General features: G+C 65.4%; 14 protein-coding genes and 1 pseudogene. 6 read left to right on the plus strand and 9 right to left on the minus strand.

Features of this window, described 5'->3' with window-relative positions; genetic code table 11:
* The first annotated feature begins 34 nt into the window (after positions 1-34).
* Both QMZ16_RS07130 and QMZ16_RS07135 read left to right on the plus strand, forming a co-directional pair.
* The gene (locus tag QMZ16_RS07130) at positions 35-979 is read left to right on the plus strand and encodes an FAD-dependent oxidoreductase (RefSeq protein ID WP_282602702.1); all 945 of its coding nucleotides are present in this window, start codon (positions 35-37) and stop codon (positions 977-979) included.
* The gene (locus QMZ16_RS07135) at positions 969-2306 is read left to right on the plus strand and encodes an AarF/ABC1/UbiB kinase family protein (RefSeq protein ID WP_282602703.1); all 1338 of its coding nucleotides are present in this window, start codon (positions 969-971) and stop codon (positions 2304-2306) included. Before QMZ16_RS07130 ends, QMZ16_RS07135 begins: the two co-directional genes overlap by 11 nt.
* Here QMZ16_RS07135 and QMZ16_RS07140 read toward each other — a convergent pair.
* Positions 2303-2554: a hypothetical protein gene (locus QMZ16_RS07140; RefSeq protein WP_282602704.1), complete on the minus strand. Its 252-nt coding sequence runs from the start codon at positions 2552-2554 to the stop codon at positions 2303-2305. The genes QMZ16_RS07135 and QMZ16_RS07140 overlap by 4 nt on opposite strands.
* A gap of 92 nt (positions 2555-2646) precedes the next feature.
* Positions 2647-4791 (minus strand): malate synthase G, encoded by a 2145-nt coding sequence (locus QMZ16_RS07145; protein WP_282602705.1) that lies wholly within the window; start codon positions 4789-4791, stop codon positions 2647-2649.
* A 234-nt stretch (positions 4792-5025) separates the two neighbouring features.
* Between QMZ16_RS07145 and QMZ16_RS07150 the strand changes: the two genes are divergently transcribed.
* Positions 5026-6261: an aromatic ring-hydroxylating dioxygenase subunit alpha gene (locus QMZ16_RS07150; protein ID WP_282602706.1), complete on the plus strand. Its 1236-nt coding sequence runs from the start codon at positions 5026-5028 to the stop codon at positions 6259-6261.
* Between the two features lie 5 nt (positions 6262-6266).
* Positions 6267-7343, plus strand: coding sequence for a hybrid-cluster NAD(P)-dependent oxidoreductase (locus tag QMZ16_RS07155; protein WP_028725540.1), 1077 nt, complete (start codon positions 6267-6269; stop codon positions 7341-7343).
* A 17-nt stretch (positions 7344-7360) separates the two neighbouring features.
* On the opposite strand, the gene QMZ16_RS07160 is transcribed toward QMZ16_RS07155, so the two are convergent.
* The 7 genes from QMZ16_RS07160 to QMZ16_RS07190 form a co-directional block, all read right to left on the minus strand.
* On the minus strand, positions 7361-8938 hold the full coding sequence (locus QMZ16_RS07160) for an FGGY-family carbohydrate kinase (protein WP_282602707.1): 1578 nt from the start codon (positions 8936-8938) through the stop codon (positions 7361-7363).
* Positions 8939-8949: 11 nt separating this feature from the next.
* Positions 8950-9582 (minus strand): nucleoside triphosphate hydrolase, encoded by a 633-nt coding sequence (locus QMZ16_RS07165; protein WP_282602708.1) that lies wholly within the window; start codon positions 9580-9582, stop codon positions 8950-8952.
* Positions 9582-10430, minus strand: a complete 849-nt coding sequence (locus QMZ16_RS07170) for a sugar phosphate isomerase/epimerase (protein ID WP_348984656.1) — start codon at positions 10428-10430, stop codon at positions 9582-9584. The genes QMZ16_RS07165 and QMZ16_RS07170 overlap by 1 nt, the downstream gene beginning before the upstream one ends.
* Positions 10431-11450: an ABC transporter permease gene (locus QMZ16_RS07175; RefSeq protein WP_282602710.1), complete on the minus strand. Its 1020-nt coding sequence runs from the start codon at positions 11448-11450 to the stop codon at positions 10431-10433.
* Positions 11450-12442 carry an ABC transporter permease gene (locus QMZ16_RS07180; RefSeq protein ID WP_282602711.1) on the minus strand — a complete coding sequence of 331 codons (993 nt, stop codon included), beginning with the start codon at positions 12440-12442 and terminating at the stop codon, positions 11450-11452. Before QMZ16_RS07180 ends, QMZ16_RS07175 begins: the two co-directional genes overlap by 1 nt.
* Positions 12435-13940 carry a sugar ABC transporter ATP-binding protein gene (locus tag QMZ16_RS07185; protein WP_282602712.1) on the minus strand — a complete coding sequence of 502 codons (1506 nt, stop codon included), beginning with the start codon at positions 13938-13940 and terminating at the stop codon, positions 12435-12437. Before QMZ16_RS07185 ends, QMZ16_RS07180 begins: the two co-directional genes overlap by 8 nt.
* 65 nt (positions 13941-14005) lie before the next feature.
* The gene (locus QMZ16_RS07190; protein ID WP_022706235.1) at positions 14006-14989 is read right to left on the minus strand and encodes a substrate-binding domain-containing protein; all 984 of its coding nucleotides are present in this window, start codon (positions 14987-14989) and stop codon (positions 14006-14008) included.
* A gap of 213 nt (positions 14990-15202) precedes the next feature.
* On the opposite strand from QMZ16_RS07190, the gene QMZ16_RS07195 reads away from it, so the two are divergent.
* Both QMZ16_RS07195 and QMZ16_RS07200 read left to right on the plus strand, forming a co-directional pair.
* On the plus strand, positions 15203-16258 hold the full coding sequence (locus QMZ16_RS07195; protein WP_282602713.1) for a LacI family DNA-binding transcriptional regulator: 1056 nt from the start codon (positions 15203-15205) through the stop codon (positions 16256-16258).
* A gap of 179 nt (positions 16259-16437) precedes the next feature.
* Positions 16438-16557: pseudogene (locus tag QMZ16_RS07200) on the plus strand (IS5/IS1182 family transposase); the annotation flags it as partial.

Here is a 16557-nt window from a genome sequence, read left to right on the forward strand (position 1 = left end):
TTGTGGCATTGTACATGGTGCGGAGGGTTTTGACGTGCTGGTCGAGGATATTGCCATCATCGGCGCCGGGATCACGGGGATCACCTGTGGGCGTGCGCTTTCACGCCGGGGGCTGAGGGTTCGCCTGTTCGACAAGGGTCGCTTCATCGGCGGACGTCTTGCATCGCGCTGCACGGGCGACGGGATGCATTTCGATCACGGCGCGCAGGGCATCCAGTGTTCCACCCCCGAATTCCATGCCTTCCTGAAGAAGGCCGGAGCCAAGCTGGCCCATTGGTCCATCGGACCGGGCGACGAATGGTGCATCGGAACGCCCACGATGGTGGACCTGTCCCGCGCGCTTGCCTCGGGGCTGGAGGTGGTGCAGGGCGTCCGGATCGAGCGGATCGTCTTCGACGGCCATATCTGGAGCCTGCTGTCCGGCAACGAGGTCTTTCGCGCAAGGCAGCTGGTGCTGGCCATTCCCGCGCCCCAGGCGGCGGAACTGCTGGGCGAGACGCATCCCCTCTATGACCGCCTGATGCAGGTGCGCTTCCATGCCTGCGCCACGCTGATGGCGGGGGTTGATGCGCCCGCGCCGTTCACGACGCGGATCGGGCGGGGGGCGATGTCATGGATCGCCAATGACGGCGCGAAGCCGGGCCGGGAAGGGCAGCGGCTGACCACCTGGGTCGCGCAGGCCGATCCCGATTTCAGCGCGCGCCATGTCGATATGCCGTTGCCCGAGCTGGCAGAAATCATGGCCCCCGAGCTGCTGCGCATCATCCAGGCCCCGCCCGAGGCGCTGAAGCATGCCGTCGCGCATCGCTGGCTCTATTCCCAGGCGTCGCATCCGCTCGGGGCTCCGTTCCTTGCGGACCAGGCCAGCGCGGTGATCGTTGGCGGCGATTGGACGCTTGGCCCCTATGCCGAGGATGGCTGGGCCAGCGGCCGAGAAATGGCGGGCCACCTGCTGGCGCGGGGCGTCGATGAACGATGAGCCGCGCATCCGGCCCGTCCCGCAGGGGCGGCTGTCGCGCATGGCGCGGATCGGGGGGCTTGCCGGGGGCATGGGTGCGCGTGCCATGGCGACGGGGCTTCGGGAAATCGCGCAGGGCAGGCGGCCTTCGGCGTCGCAGCTGTTCCTGACGCCGGGAAATGCCCTGCGGCTGACCGACCAGTTGGCGCGGATGCGCGGGGCCGCGATGAAGCTGGGGCAGCTGATCTCGATGGATGCGGGGGCGGTGCTGCCGCCCGAGCTGGCGCAGGTGATGGCGCGGTTGCGTGCCGATGCGGATCACATGCCGCCCCGACAGTTGCGCAGCCAGCTGGACGCCGCCTGGGGCGAGGGCTGGATCCACCGTTTCGACCGGTTCGAGACCCGCCCCATTGCCGCGGCCTCGATCGGGCAGGTCCATCGCGCAAGGCTGAAGGACGGTCGCGACCTTGCGATCAATGTCCAGTATCCGGGCGTCGCGGACAGCATCGACAGCGATCTGTCGAACCTGGGGATGCTGCTGCGGATGCCGGGGGTGACGCCGCCGGGGATCGACCTGCCCGCCCTGATGGACGAGGCCCGCACCCAGCTGCGCCAAGAGGCGGATTACCTGCAGGAGGCCGGCGCCATGCTGGCCTATGGCGCGCATCTGGCCGACCGACCGCGCTTCACGCTGCCTAGGCCGGTGGAGGAGCTGACGACCGGCACCGTCCTTGCGATGGATTTCATCGACAGCCAGCCGATCGAGCTGCTGACCGACGCGCCGCAGGACCTGCGCGACCGCGTGGCAAGCGACATGGTCCGGCTGGTCATCGACGAGCTGTTCCTGTTCGACCTGATGCAGACCGATCCGAACTTTGCGAACTTCCGCTGGTGCCCGTCGACGCAGCGGATCGTGCTGCTGGATTTCGGCGCGACGCGCGGTTTCTCGGGGGCGGTGGCGCCGCGATACCTTGCGCTGCTTCGGGCGGGCCTTGGCGGTGACCGCGACGCGATCGCGGATGCCGCCATCGCCATCGGATATTTCCGCACTGAGACCCCGCCCGATCACCGCGAGGCGCTGCTGGACATGATCGATATCGCGTTCGGGCCTCTGCGGCAGGGCGGGGTCTTCGATGTCGCCGGAACGACCATTCCGCAGCAGATCGCCGATCTGGCCATGGACCTTGCCCGCACCCGCAGCGCCGCCGAGATGCCCCCGCCCGAGATCCTGTTCCTGCATCGCAAGCTGGGCGGGCTGTATCTGCTGCTGGCACGGCTGCGCGCGCGGGTCGATCTGGACGCGCTGTTCGATCCGGCCGATCTGCAGGCGCGGCTGGACGCGCGTTAATTGGCCAGCCGGTCGCCGACCAACCGGTCGATGCGGCGGAACTCGTCCGCCATCGCGTGATCCAGCGCCTGCCCCTCGGACGGGACGGCGCCCGGGTCCTCCTGCCCGTCGCGGGGCAGGCTGCGATCCGACATGAAGCTGCGGATCTCGTCCCGCGCGGCATCGGGCATGGCCGCGATCAGCCGCGCCAGCAGGCGGCGCTGCGCCAGAAGGCGGCCTTCGAATTCGGAAATCTGCCGGTTGTCCATCCCTGTCCCCTTCGTTCGCTGCGCGCCGCAATGAAAAGGGCGCGCAGGGGAAATCCCCCGCGCGCCCGAACGGTTCCCCGCGGTATGGGGCGTCAGGCCATCGCCTTGGCCTCGGCCCGGCGGGCATGCAGCGCAGGCTCGGTATAGCCCGAGGGCTGGCGCGTGCCGGTCAGGATCAGGTCGCGCGCGGCCTGGAAGGCGGGGCCGTCGAAGCCCGGCGCCATGGGGCGATAGGCCGGATCGCCCGCGTTCTGCGCATCGACCTTGGCGGCCATGCGGCGCAGCGCATCCTCGACCTGGTCGGTGGTGATCAGGCCGTGTTCCAGCCAGTTCGCAAGATACTGCGCGCTGATCCGGCAGGTGGCGCGATCCTCCATCAGGGCCACGTCGTCGATATCGGGCACCTTGGAGCAGCCGATGCCCTGGTCCACCCAACGCACGACATAGCCGAGGATGCCCTGCGCGCTGTTCTCCAGCTCTCGCGCGATCTGGTCCGGGGCCATCGGCTCGGTCGCCAGCGCGGGGGTCAGCAGCGTGTCCAGATCGGGCAGCGCGTTGGCGGACATGCGGTCCTGGATCTGGGCCACGTCGACGGCGTGGTAATGCATCGCGTGCAGCGTCGCGGCGGTCGGGCTGGGCACCCAAGCAGTCGTCGCGCCCGATTTCGGATGGCCGATCTTGGCCTCCAGCATCTCGGCCATGGCGTCGGGCTTGGCCCACATGCCCTTGCCGATCTGGGCGCGGCCCCGCATCCCGGCGGCAAGGCCGATCAGCACGTTGCGATCCTCGTAGGATTTCAGCCAGTTGGCCGATTTCATCCCGTCGCGGCCGACAAATGCACCCGCCTGCATCGAGGTGTGGATCTCGTCGCCGGTACGGTCGAGGAAGCCCGTGTTGATGAAGAAGATCCGGTCGCGGATCGCGTGGATGCAGGCCGCAAGGTTCGCGCTGGTGCGGCGTTCCTCGTCCATCAGGCCCAGCTTGACGGTATTGGCGGGCAGGCCCAGCACCTTCTCGACATGGGCGAAGATGCGGTTGGCGAAATCGGCCTCGGACGGGCCGTGCATCTTGGGCTTCACGACATAGATCGCGCCGCAGCGGCTGTTGCGCGGGCCTTCGGTCTTGGCCAGGTCGTGCATGGCGCAGGCGGTCGTGACCATCGCGTCCATCATGCCCTCGGGGGTGGGTTGGCCGTCCTTCAGCACCGCATCGGTGGTCATCAGGTGGCCGACATTGCGCACCAGCAGCAGCGCGCGGCCCTGCAGGGTCAGCTGGGACCCGTCGGGGCGCGCGAAGACGCGGTCGCCCTGCAGGCGGCGGGTCATGTCCTTGCCGCCCTTCCGGAACGTCTCGGCCAGGTCGCCCTTCATCAGGCCCAGCCAGTTGCCGTAGACCGCGACCTTGTCCTCGGCATCGACGGCGGCGACGCTGTCCTCGCAATCCTGGATGGCGCTGAGCGCGGCCTCCATCACGACATCGCGGAGGCCGGATTTGGATGCGGCCCCGATCGGGTCGGTCGGGTTGATCACCAGTTCGACATGCAGGCCGTTATGGCGCAGCAGGTATCCGGTATCGCCGCCATCGCTGCGCGTGCCGACATATGCCGCCGGATCCGCCAGGCGCACGGGCTGGCCCGCGACGGTCGCGACCAGCCCCTGGTCGTCCGCGCCATAGCCCTCGACCGCGCTGTGGCTGCCGGCGGTCAGCGGGAAGGTTTCGTCCAGGAAGGTCGCGACGCGGGCCACGACGGCATCGCGGCGGTCGGCATCGAAGCCGCCGGTGGGCGCGGGGCCCATCACGTCCGACCCGTACATCGCATCATAGAGCGAGCCCCAACGCGCATTCGCGGCGTTCAGCGCGAAGCGGGCATTGCTGACGGGCACGACCAGCTGCGGACCGGCAAGGGTCGCGATCTCGGGGTCGATATCGCCGTTCGCGATGGTGAAGGGCGCGGGCTCGGGGACGAGGTACCCGATCTCGGTCAGGAAGGCGCGATAGGCCGCGGCGTCCCAGGGCTGGTTGCCGCGGGCGCGGTGCCAGTCGTCGATCCGGGTCTGCAATTCCTCGCGCCGGGCCAGCAGGGCGCGGTTCTCGGGGGCGAAGCCGTCGATCAGCTCGGCATAGCCCTGCCAGAAGCGGTCGGCATCGACGCCCGTTCCCGGCAGCACGCTGGTTTCGATGAATTCGGCAAGTCGGGCATCGACGGCAAGGCCGTGGCGGTCGAGACGTTCGGTCATGGTTCCCCCTTCATGGCGCAGGAATTTCCCTTGGCGACAGGTCTAGGGCAGGGCGCGGGACTTGCCAAGAAATGTTTTGGAATGTTTTTCCATTTATCGGCGGCCCTCCGCCGGCAAAATGGGGCGCATGTCCGTTTTCGCGCCCGGAATGTCGCAAAAGGGCCAATAAGGCGCATGGCACCGATTATCGTTGGGGGAAGATGAACCCTTGCCGCACAGGAATCGCGCCGCGCCATGAACGAACACATCTCCACGGCCCAGCTGATCGCGGAACGCCAGCCGAACCATTCGCTGCCGCGCGATCTCTATTGCAGCGAGACGACCTTCCGCGACGACCTGGAGCATATCTGGTATCGCGAATGGCTGTTCGCGGGGCCGTCGGCGGAACTGCCCAAGACCGGCAGCTTCACCACGATGCAGGTGGGCGAATATCCGGTGATCGTGACGCGGGGCGCGGACGGGCGGATCAGGGCGTTCCACAATGTCTGCCGCCACCGGGGTCAGCGGCTGTGCGCGACGGCCAGCGGCACGAACCCCAAGCTGGTCTGCCCCTATCACCAATGGACCTACGACCTGGACGGCAAGCTGATCTTCGCGCGCGACATGGGGCCGGAGTTCGACGCGTCGAAATATGGGCTGAAGCCTGTCCACTGCGTCGATCTGGCGGGGATGATCTTCATCTGCCTTGCCCGCATCCCGCCCGCCATCAACGAGATGGCGGCCCAGCTGATGCGTTATCTGGGAGCGCACGGGCTGAAGGACGCGCGCATCGCGCACAGCTCGACCATCGTGGAAAAGGGCAACTGGAAGCTGGTGATCGAGAACAACCGCGAATGCTATCACTGCGGGGGCAGCCATCCGTCGCTGTGCCGCACCTATTCCGACGATCCCAGCATGACCGCGATGGAAGGCCCCGACAGCGCCAGCCCCGAGATCATTGCCCATTGGCGCCGCTGCGAGGATGCGGGCCTGCCCTCGCGCTTCGTGAACCACGACCGGATGCAGTGGCGCCTTGCGCGCATCCCGCTACTGAACGGGGCCGAAAGCTATACCCTCAGCGGCAAGAAGGCCGTGTCGCACCGCATGGGCACGATGCCCTTCGACGATGCGGGGGCGCTGCTGTTCTTCAACTATCCCAATACCTGGAACCACTTCCTGGCCGATCACGCCATCGTCTTTCGGGTGCTGCCCATCAGCCCCACGGAAACGCAGGTGACGACGCATTGGCTGGTGCCCGCAGGCGCGGCCGAGGGGCGCGACTACGACCTGGACGACCTGACCCATGTTTGGATGCACACCAATGACGAGGACCGCCAGGTCGTCGAGGAGAACCAGGCGGGCATCCTGTCCCCCGCCTACGAGCCCGGCCCCTATTCGACCCTGCAGGAAGAGGGCGTGATCCAGTTCACCGACTGGTATTGCGCCACGATGACCGAACGGCTGGGTCCGCAGACCATGGCGGCCGAGTGATGGCGATGAAGCGACTGCGCCTGAACTGGTCCTCCGAGCCATGGTCCGACGACGAGCCGCTGGAATGCGTGATGGTCACCCCCGAGACGCGCGATTGCGCGACCTTCACCTTCCGCGCGCCCTCGGGGGCGTGGTTCGACTATTCCCCCGGCCAGTTCATCACGCTGGACCTGCCGGTGCCGGGCGGAAACGTGCAGCGGACCTATACGATCAGCTCGTCGCCGTCGCGTCCGCTGTCGATCTCGGTCACGGTCAAGGCGCAGCCGGATTCCGTGGGCACGCGCTGGATGCTGGACCACCTGCGCCCCGGCACGAGGCTGCGCGCCTTCGGCCCTGCGGGGATCTTCAGCTTCCACCAGCATCCGGCCCGCAAGTACCTGTTCATCTCGGCCGGGTCGGGGGTCACGCCGATGATGTCGATGACGACCTGGGCCTGGGACCAGGCGCAGGACACGGACATCGTCTTCGTCCACGCCGCCCGCACCCCGTCCGAGATCATCTTCCGCGAGCGGCTGGAACAGTTCGCGGCCCGCGTGCCGGGCGTCCAGCTGCGCTTTACCGTCGAAGAGCCCGAGCCCTATCAGACATGGCACGGATACCAGGGCCGCCTGTCGCAGATCATGCTGGGCCTGATGGCGCCGGACTATCTGGACCGCGAGGTGTTCTGCTGTGGCCCCGAGCCCTTCATGCAGGCGGTGCGGGAAATGCTCGGCTCGCTCGGCTACGACATGGACCGGTACCACCAGGAAAGCTTCGGCGCCCCCGTCGCGACCGAGGCCGAGGCCCCCGTCATCGACGACGTGGCCCCGGACGAGGATGCGCGTGCGCAGGTGGTCTTCGCCGCAAGCGGCGTGTCGGCGGCCTGTTCGGAAACCGACACGGTCCTTGCCGTGGCCAAGCGCGCGGGTCTCAACATCCCCTCGGGCTGCACCTTCGGCCTGTGCGGTACCTGCCGGATCCGCAAACGCTCGGGCGAGGTGCACATGGTCCATAACGGCGGCATCAGCGACGAGGATATCGAGGACGGCTGGATCCTGGCCTGCTGCGCCAACCCCCTGGGCCGGGTCGAGGTCGAGGTTTGAGCGAACTTCCCATGCGGTCACGTCACCGCATGGGCGACAGCCTGAAGGCGCTCGAACGCGTCGAACCGCGCGTCATGGATTGCTGCCGCCTGCGCGTCCGGCTGGAAGCTGTGGGCGACGCTGGACATCATGCGCATTGCCGTCTGCAGATCGGGGACCGCCTGCGCCGCATGGGCGGCAAGCATGGCCGATCCCAGCAGCACGGGTTCGGGGCTCTGGGTGACCTCGACCGTCCTGCCGGTGGCATCGGCCAGGATCTGGGCCGAGAATGGGTGCGTCCCCGCACCGCCCGAAACCGAGATCACGCTGCTTTCGACGCCCGCTCGAGTTTGTGCCTCGATGATCTGTCGCAAGCCGTAGGCCAGCCCGCACAACCCCGCGACATACAGTGCCACAAGGCTGTCGAGGCCGGTTTGCAGGCCAAGTCCCGCGATCACCGCGCGGCGCCTTGGATCGGCAAAAGGTGCGCGATTGCCAAGGTATTCCGGCACCACATGCAAGCCCTGGGCCATCGTGACTGCGCGACTTCCCAAGTCTTTCGCCTGCGCGCGGTCGGCAAGCCAAGCGGTCAGGGTCTTGCCGTCTTCGGATGCAAGACGCGCAGCCTCGGGTGCTGCGGGGTGAGAGGAGCAGAGCTGATCCAGCGCAGCGCCCGCCGCAGACTGACCGCCTTCGTTCAGCCACAGCCCCGGAACCATCGCCGAGAAATAGGGGCCCCAGACACCGGGCACCGGATGCGCAGCATTGCTGGTCGTCATGGTGCATGAGGAGGTGCCGAAGACATAGGCCAGCGTCCGCGTTGCGCCGGTGCCACCCGCCGCACCGACGGTCGCAAGCCCACCCGCATGCGCGTCGATCAATCCGGCGGCGACTGCCGTGCCGGGCCGCAGCCCCATCGACCGCGCGGCGGCTTCGGTCAGGCCGTGGCCCACCGCCGTTCCAGGGGCGACGATATCGCTGCCGATCCGTGCATGGCCGTCGTCGGTCAGATCCCCAAGGCCGACCTCGTCGAAGAAGCTGTCGTCCCAACGACCCTCATGCGCCAGATAGGTCCATTTGCAGGTGACGGTGCAGGTGGATCGCGCAACCGATCCGCTTGCCTTCCATGTAAGAAAATCCGTCAGGTCGAAGAAGTGATCGGCGCTCGCATAGGCCTGGTTTCGGTTCTCCTTCAGCCACAGAAGCTTGGGGGTTTGCATCTCGGGCGATATGCGTCCGCCGACATATTGAAGCACGGGATGAGCCGTGGCGTTGATCCGGTCGGCCTGCTCCTCTGCACGATGATCGAACCATGCGATGACATCGCGGTCGGGATGGGCGGGATCGGACGGGGTGCCGCCGACGATGACCAGCGAACAGGTTGCGTCGAAGCCTATCCCCGCGATGTCCTGCGCGGAAACGTCTGCTGCCAGAACCGCCTCGGCCACGCTGTCGCAGACCGCCTTCCAGATCTGTGCGCTGGACTGCTCGGCATGGCCCGCATCGTCGCGCCACGTGTCGATCGGGCGCTTGGCCGTGCCCTTCAGCGCGCCCTTGGCGTCGAACACCCCGGCCCGCGCGGATCCGGTGCCGACATCGACCCCGACATAATGCATGTGTTCTTCCTTCATTGGGTCAGCACCAGATCGGCTGGTCTGCTTGCGCTGCGCACGGTGCGCCCGTTGGGCAGGTCGTTGGCCTCCAGCTTGTCGCGGATATCCGCGGGTGACAGACGGTATCCTCGCCACCTTGCCGTAAGACGTTGCTTCAGCTCGTTCTCCGGCACTTCGATCATCAGGGTCCGGTCGAAGAAAGGGGCAAGATCGCGCCATGGACCACGGTCCAGAAGCAGATAGTTGCCTTCGCACAGGATCAGCCGCGCCTCTGGACCGATCAGCCGCGCGGACCCTCGCGATATCTCGAGCGCGCGGTCGAAGACCGGCACCGCAACCGTGTCGGTCCCGGCCACCAGGCGGGACAGGGTCGAGGCCAGTCCCCCCACGTCGAACGTGTCGGGTGCACCCTTCCGCGGCAGGCGACCTGCCTGACGCAGCACCGCATCGTCGAAATGATATCCGTCCATCGGCAGGATCGCGACCTGACCCGGATGGGTCAGATCGAAGGCCCGGGCCAACCTGTCGACGGTGGTGCTCTTGCCAGAACCCGGTGCCCCGGCAATCGCGAGGATGTGCCGGCCGGGGCGTTCCAGAAGACTGCGTGCCTCGGCGATGAGCCCGTCGAAGTCTATGCGGCGGCTCATCAGATCAGGCGATATTGCGCGGCCTTGTTGCGCAGGAACGGCAGCCCTTTGGACATCACCTCGTCGTGGTCACTTGCAACGGGACGCCAGACGGCCAGACCGAAGCCGATTTCGGGCGGCATGTTGATGAAGCTCTCCATTGCCAGCCCGCCCTTGAAATCGATCGCCTTCAGCGTGGCAAAGACCTCGTCCCAGTCGCAGCAGCCCTCGCCCGGCGTGCCCCGATCGCTTTCGCTGAGGTGGATGTACTTGAGGTAGTCGCGCGCATCGAGGATGCCGTTCGCGGCCCCCTTCTCCTCGATGTTCATGTGATAGGTGTCGAGGTGGATGAAGATGTTGTCGGAACCCACCCGCTCGATCATGTCGCGCGCCTGCCAGCCGGTGTTGATCAAGTGGTTCTCGTAGCGGTTGACGGGCTCGATCCCGAACTGCAGTCCGACCGTCTTGGCGTATTTGGCAGCGGCGTCCAGAACCTTTGCGATGTTGTCGTACTCGCCCTGCGTCGGCCAGGTCCCGGTGCGCTGACCGATGCCGCCGAAGGTGACGCCCGACAGCGCCTCGGCGCCGCAGGCCTTGGTCTGATCGATGGCCAGCTTCAGGTACTCGATCGCGCCGCTTGGATTCACCGATGCCCAGTTCTGTTCCGGGAGCCCGAGCGAGCAGATCGCCCGGAGGTTGTTCTTGTCCAGCAGCGCGGCGGTGTGTGCGGTGTCGACCTCTTTCGGGCGCAGCATCGGGATCTCGATGAAGTCCACACCGTAGGTCACGGCGCCCTTGACGGCACGTTCCGCGCCCTCGCGGTCCCAGTTCATTGTCCACATGCTTGTATGAACGCCAAAGCCTTGCATTTACTTGCCCTTTCCGAACAGGAAGAAGAATGTGTGCCGCAGCTGGCTGGATCGCATCACCATCACGGCGATCAGGAACAGGCCCCAGACGGCAGTCGAGAGATGCTGGTTCGCACCGATAAGGTTCAGCCCCGAAGACAGGACCTGCAGGATGACCAGCGCGATGACGACCGGCGCCACGCGGCCATGCCCGCCGAACGGGTCCACGCCGCCCAGGAAGCAGGCGAGCACGGTGATCAGCAGCATCGCCTCGCCGTGGCCGACCCTGACGGAGTTGAAGCGCGCCGCCATCAGGATGCCCGCGATCGCGCAGAGAACGCCCGACAAGGTATAGATCAGCACGAGCGTTCGCTTGGCGTTCAGCCCGGCATATTCGGCCGCCTTCATGTTCGACCCGGTCATGTAGACCGAGAAGCCGTGCGGCGAACGGCGTAGCAGCATGTGCCATCCGAAGGCGACGATGCCGAAGATGATCAGGGGTACCGGAACCCCGACAAGGCTGCCGTGCCCAAGGATGCGCATGTAGTCCGGGAAGCCCGAGATGTCGCCCCCGCGGGTCAGGAACTCGCCCAGACCGCGCAGGAAGATCATCATGGCCAGGGAAACGAGGATCGGGTGCGCGCCGACATAGGCGACGACCCCGCCCATCGCCGCACCGGCCAATGCGCCGACCACCAGCGCCAAGACGCAGCCCAGCATGAAGGCGCCGATCCCGGCTTCGGCGCCGCCGAACTGCATGAGCGTCCAGGCAAGCGTCAGGCCGCTGATGTTGGCCGTGTAGACGATCGCGAGATTCAGGCCGCCCGACAGGATCGGCGCCAGCATTGCCAGCGTGAGCAGCCCAAGCAGTGGCATCTGGAAGCCCATCGAACCAAGATTCGCGCCGGTCAGGAAGCGGGGCGAAGCGATCGAGAAGACCACCACCAGAACGGCCAGAAGGGTCAGCAGGGACAGGTTCTCGCCGGTGGCGGGCCTGATGCGGATGCCCTTCTGAACGGGCAGACGATAGGATCGCGACATCACGAGCTGGCCTCCTTGTTCCGGAAGAATTGGCTGAGATCGATGTTCGAGGTGGAGATCGCGACGAGAATCGCGGCACCGATGATCATCTGGAATGCGAAGGGCGACACGCCCAGCAGGTTCAGGCCGTTCTGCGTGACCGCGACGAACATCACTCCCAGGATGCAGCCGAGGATCGTCCCTTTGCCGCCGCCCAGTCGCGCACCCCCCAACACCACGGCCGCAAGGACATCCAGCTCTCGGCCATAGAGCGCGTTGGGCACCACCTCCTTCACGAGGTTGACCTGCATCAGGCCGGCGATCCCCGCCATCAGGCCCATCCATCCGAACGCGACGCCCTGCATGACGGCGATGTTCACGCCGGCGCGCCGCGCGCCTTCCGGGTTGTCACCGAAGGCATAAAGCTGCCGCCCGATATTCGTGCGCTTGATCAGCACCCAGGTCGCGACGATGCAACCGATCATGACGGCGACGGGCAGGGTCAGTTCGGACCAGACCCCTTGCGCGTTCTCGTGCTCGAAGATGAAGATCCGGGCCGTCCACCAGTCGGGCAGGTTGTAGATGTTGCGCCCGCCACTGAAGAACATCAGCAGACCGAAGAAGGCGTTGAAGGTCGCGATGGTGACAACGATCGAGATGATCCTGAAGCCGTGGATCAGCCATGCGTTCAGCAGGCCCAGCAGGATCCCGAGCGATCCGCAGAACAGGAACCCCAGCACCCAATTGCCGCCGCCGATGCCGATCAGCAGCTTTGCCGCCAGGTATTGGACCACGGACGAGGCGACCGCGAAGGAAATGTCGATGCCACCCGCGATCAGCACGACCAGCAGCCCGACGGCCCAGATCAGGTTGACCGCGCTGTTGTTCAGAAGCGACGTGGCGTTCGGCAGGGTGGCGAATTGCGGGGCAGCAACGGACAGCAGCGCGCAAAGAATCACCAGTACGACGCCCAGGCGCAGCTCGATCGTATAGCGGCGGAATGCGTCACGCATAGATTTTCTCCTCCAACTGGGGCACCGAGATTGCGCGCGGATCGTATTCCTCGACGATGCGCCCACCGGCCATGTGAAGTATCCGGTCGGACTGATGCATGATCTCGGTCACCTCGTCCGAGATCAGCAGGATCGCCAGCCCTTCCTCGGCAAGGGATCGCACGATGCGGAAGATGCCCGCCCGTGCGCCGACATCCACGCCGACGGTCGGGCTGTCGAGGATCAGCAGGCGCGGTTCGGTCGCCAGCCATTTGGCCAGGACGACCTTCTGCTGATTGCCGCCCGAAAGGGTCGAGATGGCGTCGGAAGGTGCGCCGATCTTGACGCCAAGCTCGCGGATCCAATGGCTGACCAGCCGGGATTTTTGCGTATCCGAGATCAGCCCGGCCGCAGTGGTCAGCTTGCGCAGGACCGAGATGACGGTGTTGTCCTCGATCGACTGCTTCTGCAGCAGGCCCAAAGAGAGCCTGTCCTCCGAAACATAGGCCATGCCACCACGGATCGCCTCTCGGATGTTGGCCGGACGATAGGGCGCATCGGTCAGCGCCATCTGTCCGGCATCGGGCTGACGCATGCCCATCATCACATGCGCCAGCTCGGTCCGTCCCGCCCCGATCAGACCGGTCAGGCCAAGCACTTCGCCCGCCTTGATCCTGAACGAGATATCGCTGAATTCACCGCGCCGCGTCAGGCCCGTGGCCTGAAATACCGTCGGCGCGTCGGGCAGATCGCGGGCTACGACCTCATCCTCGATCAGGTGACCGGTCATGAGTTCGCCCAGGCGTGCCTGCGTCATGCCTTCGGTCGGATAGACGCCCACGAGGTTTCCGTCGCGCACGACGGTCACGCGTTCTGCGATCTCCAGCACTTCGGCAAGACGGTGGGAGACGAAGACGATTGCCACCCCGTCGGCCGACAACTTGCGCACGATATCGAGAAGGCGGTCCGTTTCGGTCTGGGTCAGCGAGGCCGTCGGCTCGTCCATGAAGATCAGGCGGGCATTGTTCATCAGGGCACGGGCGATGGCGACGACCTGCCGCTGCGCGATCGCCAGATCGTTCAGCGACGCGCCGAGCGAGATGTCGACGCCCAGACGGTCCAGCACATCGCCCGCCCGCCGGACCATCTCGCGGTAGCGGACCGATCGGGGGCGCAGACCAACCAGGTCGTCGAAGGCGATGTTCTCGGCCACGGTCATGTGCGGAAACAGGGCAAGGTCCTGCCAGATGACCGATACGCCAAGCTCGCGCGCCTTGACGGGATTGATCCGGTCGACCTTTTCGCCGAACAGCTCGATCAGCTCGGCCTCTTCGGGCTGGTGCACACCGGTAACGGTCTTGATCAGCGTCGACTTGCCGCATCCGTTTTCGCCTGCAAGGCAGTGCACCTCGCCTGCGCGCACCTCGAAGTCGACCCGGTTCAGCGCCTGCACGCCGCCAAAGGCCTTCGAGACCTTGTGGAGGCGCAGCGCATATCGATCTGCCTCGGCAGTTGTCATGCTTCACCTGTGAATAATGGGGACGGGCAGGCGGCGCGATGCCCCGCCTGCAGCAAGGCTTCGGATCAGAGGCCCATGTCGGCCAGATCGTCCACGGTGCTCTTGTTGATTTCCAGCAGGTTGTCGGTGATGATGTCGCGCTGCTCGAAGTCGGGTTCGATCACGCCCAGTCCGGGGACTTCCATGCCTGCCTCGATCTGCTGGCCATTGGCCAGCATGTCGCCCAGGGTCACGAAGACCTCGCCTGCCTGCGCGGGATTCCACATGAAGCCGCCAGTCAGAACGTCCGAATGGATCATCTTCCGCCCCTGGCCCGGAGAGAACGGCCCCATGACGTGAATCTCGCCGGTCTTGCGACGCTCCTCGACCGCGCGCCCGGCGCCGATGGGCCCCTGACTGCCGAAGGCCAGGAACCCTTTGAGGTCGGGGTTCGCCGCGATCAGGTCCAGCGCCGTAGACCGGCTGTCATCGACGTTCTCTGCAACACCGTAGCGATCGCCGACGATGCTCAGATCGGGACGGTTCTCGTCCATCCAGGCAATCGCCGCATCGGCCCAGGCATTGTGCAGCGGTACCGTCAGAGATCCCACATAGACTGCATAGGTGCCGCCATCCGGCGCCTTGTCAGACAGCAGCTTGGCATGCGCCTCGCCGAAACCTTCGGCCGATGCCAGTTCGAAGTTCCAGTCGACATTCTGAAGACCCGGCCCTTCGTGAGAGATGACGACGATCCCCGCGTCGCGCGCCTTCTGCAGAACCGGCTCCAGCGCGGCCTCGTCATTGGGTACGACGCCGATCACGTCGACGCCCTTTGCGATCAGATCCTCGATCGCCTGCACCTGGAGCGACGGATCGGCCGAAACGGGGCCGATCATCTCGGCATCGACGCCAAGCTCCTTCGCGCGGCGTTCGATCCCATCCTCCATCGCATTGAACCACGGAATGCCGCCGATCTTGACGACCACCCCGATCGATGTTTCGGCAACAGCCGCCGTAGACAGGCCGGTCGTCAGCGCCAAGGCGCCGATCAGACAATTCATCTTCGTCATCTATCCCTCCCCAAGCGGACGCACTCCGCCAATCCATTTGCGCAACCGATTGTGCTGTTGCTTGAAAAAAAAGTCTGCGACCCACTCCCGGGCATCAGACCAGCTCACCTCCTCGGTGCACAATCGATGTTGCAAACATTCGTGCTTTTCCTGCACAGTGTCAATACTTCTGTTGGGGCGGTGGGTCCGAACGAGAGCGGATGCGGTAATACAGTGAAAAAGAACCAGAAAGAAACGATATACGACATTGCCGAGAAGGCAGGCGCATCCGCCTCTACGGTAAGCGCGGCCCTGAACGGCACATGGGAAAAGCGGCGAATCTCGCGTGCGACGGCCGAGCGGATCATCGCCATCGCACGTGAACAAGGCTACTCGATCAACCTGCAGGCAAGGGCGCTGCGGACATCCCGATCCGGGCTCGTGGCGCTGCTGGTTCCCGAATACAATCGCTTCTTCTCCAGCATCGCTCAGACTTTCTCGGACGAGGTGCGGGCACGCAACCAGTGCCCCGTCATCATCTCCACCGGCCGGGACACGCAGAAGGAGCACGACACTGTCACGGACCTGATGTCCTGGTCGATCGATGCGATATTCTTCGTCGGCGCGGTCGCCCCTGACGAACTGAGCCGACAATGTCAAAGCGCTGATATCCCCCATGTCTTCGTGGATCAGCCCTGCGATCTGGCGCCCTCTGTCGTCACCGACAGCCGGACGGGCGCGCGCATCCTGACCCGAGAGATCCTGAGCAGCATGACTCGCCGTGGCGTCAGGATCGGAGAGAGCCCGCGAGACACCATTTACTTTCTGGGGGGCGACCGAAGGCTGCCGTCCACCCGCAATCGCGTCGAAGGCTTTTCCGATGCCGTTTATGCCCATGTCGGGCACCTGGAACCAGAGCAGGTCATCGCCGAGACCTACGATCTGGATGCTGCGACCGAATCCATCGCAGCGCTTTATCACATGATGGGAGGGCTTCCGCGTGGGCTGTTCATCAACTCGGATTCGGTTTTCGAGGGTGCGCTGCGCTTTCTGGCGACATTACCCGAGGCCGAACTGGCCGAATGCTCGATGGGGTGCTTCGACTACGAGCCCCTGGGGCAGTTGCTGCGCTTTCCTGTGCACATGATGCGACAACGGCACAAGATGCTGGTTCAGCGTGCCTTCACGCTTCTGGAGGACAAGAGCCCTCCGGTCACCGAGATGGTCCAGCCTGAACTTTATCCGGCACCGGGCAGTCGTGACCCGGAAGGCCGCGCTTTCAGCCGGTAGACGACGATAGCCGCTGAAGCGCCGGCATGCGAATTGTGCTGGGGCAGCGGTCGTATTCAATCGCGATAGCGCCCTGATGCTTGCGCCCGATTTTGATACTGACCTAGGGTCAGGACCCATTAATCGGGTTGCGACCACCTTGCCGGCGTGATTCATGCTCCCGAACTGATGGGGGCATGATGAGCAATCTTTTCTGGCTGAGCGATGAGCAGATGGCGCGGTTGCGGCCGTTCTTTCCAAAGAGCCATGGCAAGCCGAGGGTCGATGATCGGCGGGTCTTGAGCGGGATAATCTTCATC

Source organism: Paracoccus sp. PARArs4 (genome assembly GCF_947311865.1).
Taxonomy (GTDB): Bacteria; Pseudomonadota; Alphaproteobacteria; order Rhodobacterales; family Rhodobacteraceae; genus Paracoccus; species Paracoccus zeaxanthinifaciens.

Coding starts and splice junctions, on each gene's coding strand:
- QMZ16_RS07155 (WP_028725540.1), top strand. CDS start 6,267: ATGAAGCGACTGCGCCTGAACTGGTCCTCCGAGCCATGGTCCGACGAC.
- QMZ16_RS07170 (WP_348984656.1), bottom strand. CDS start 10,430: ATGCAAGGCTTTGGCGTTCATACAAGCATGTGGACAATGAACTGGGAC.
- QMZ16_RS07175 (WP_282602710.1), bottom strand. CDS start 11,450: ATGTCGCGATCCTATCGTCTGCCCGTTCAGAAGGGCATCCGCATCAGG.
- QMZ16_RS07190 (WP_022706235.1), bottom strand. CDS start 14,989: ATGACGAAGATGAATTGTCTGATCGGCGCCTTGGCGCTGACGACCGGC.
- QMZ16_RS07160 (WP_282602707.1), bottom strand. CDS start 8,938: ATGCATTATGTCGGGGTCGATGTCGGCACCGGATCCGCGCGGGCCGGG.
- QMZ16_RS07145 (WP_282602705.1), bottom strand. CDS start 4,791: ATGACCGAACGTCTCGACCGCCACGGCCTTGCCGTCGATGCCCGACTT.
- QMZ16_RS07165 (WP_282602708.1), bottom strand. CDS start 9,582: ATGAGCCGCCGCATAGACTTCGACGGGCTCATCGCCGAGGCACGCAGT.
- QMZ16_RS07140 (WP_282602704.1), bottom strand. CDS start 2,554: ATGGACAACCGGCAGATTTCCGAATTCGAAGGCCGCCTTCTGGCGCAG.
- QMZ16_RS07180 (WP_282602711.1), bottom strand. CDS start 12,442: ATGCGTGACGCATTCCGCCGCTATACGATCGAGCTGCGCCTGGGCGTC.
- QMZ16_RS07150 (WP_282602706.1), top strand. CDS start 5,026: ATGAACGAACACATCTCCACGGCCCAGCTGATCGCGGAACGCCAGCCG.
- QMZ16_RS07185 (WP_282602712.1), bottom strand. CDS start 13,940: ATGACAACTGCCGAGGCAGATCGATATGCGCTGCGCCTCCACAAGGTC.
- QMZ16_RS07135 (WP_282602703.1), top strand. CDS start 969: ATGAACGATGAGCCGCGCATCCGGCCCGTCCCGCAGGGGCGGCTGTCG.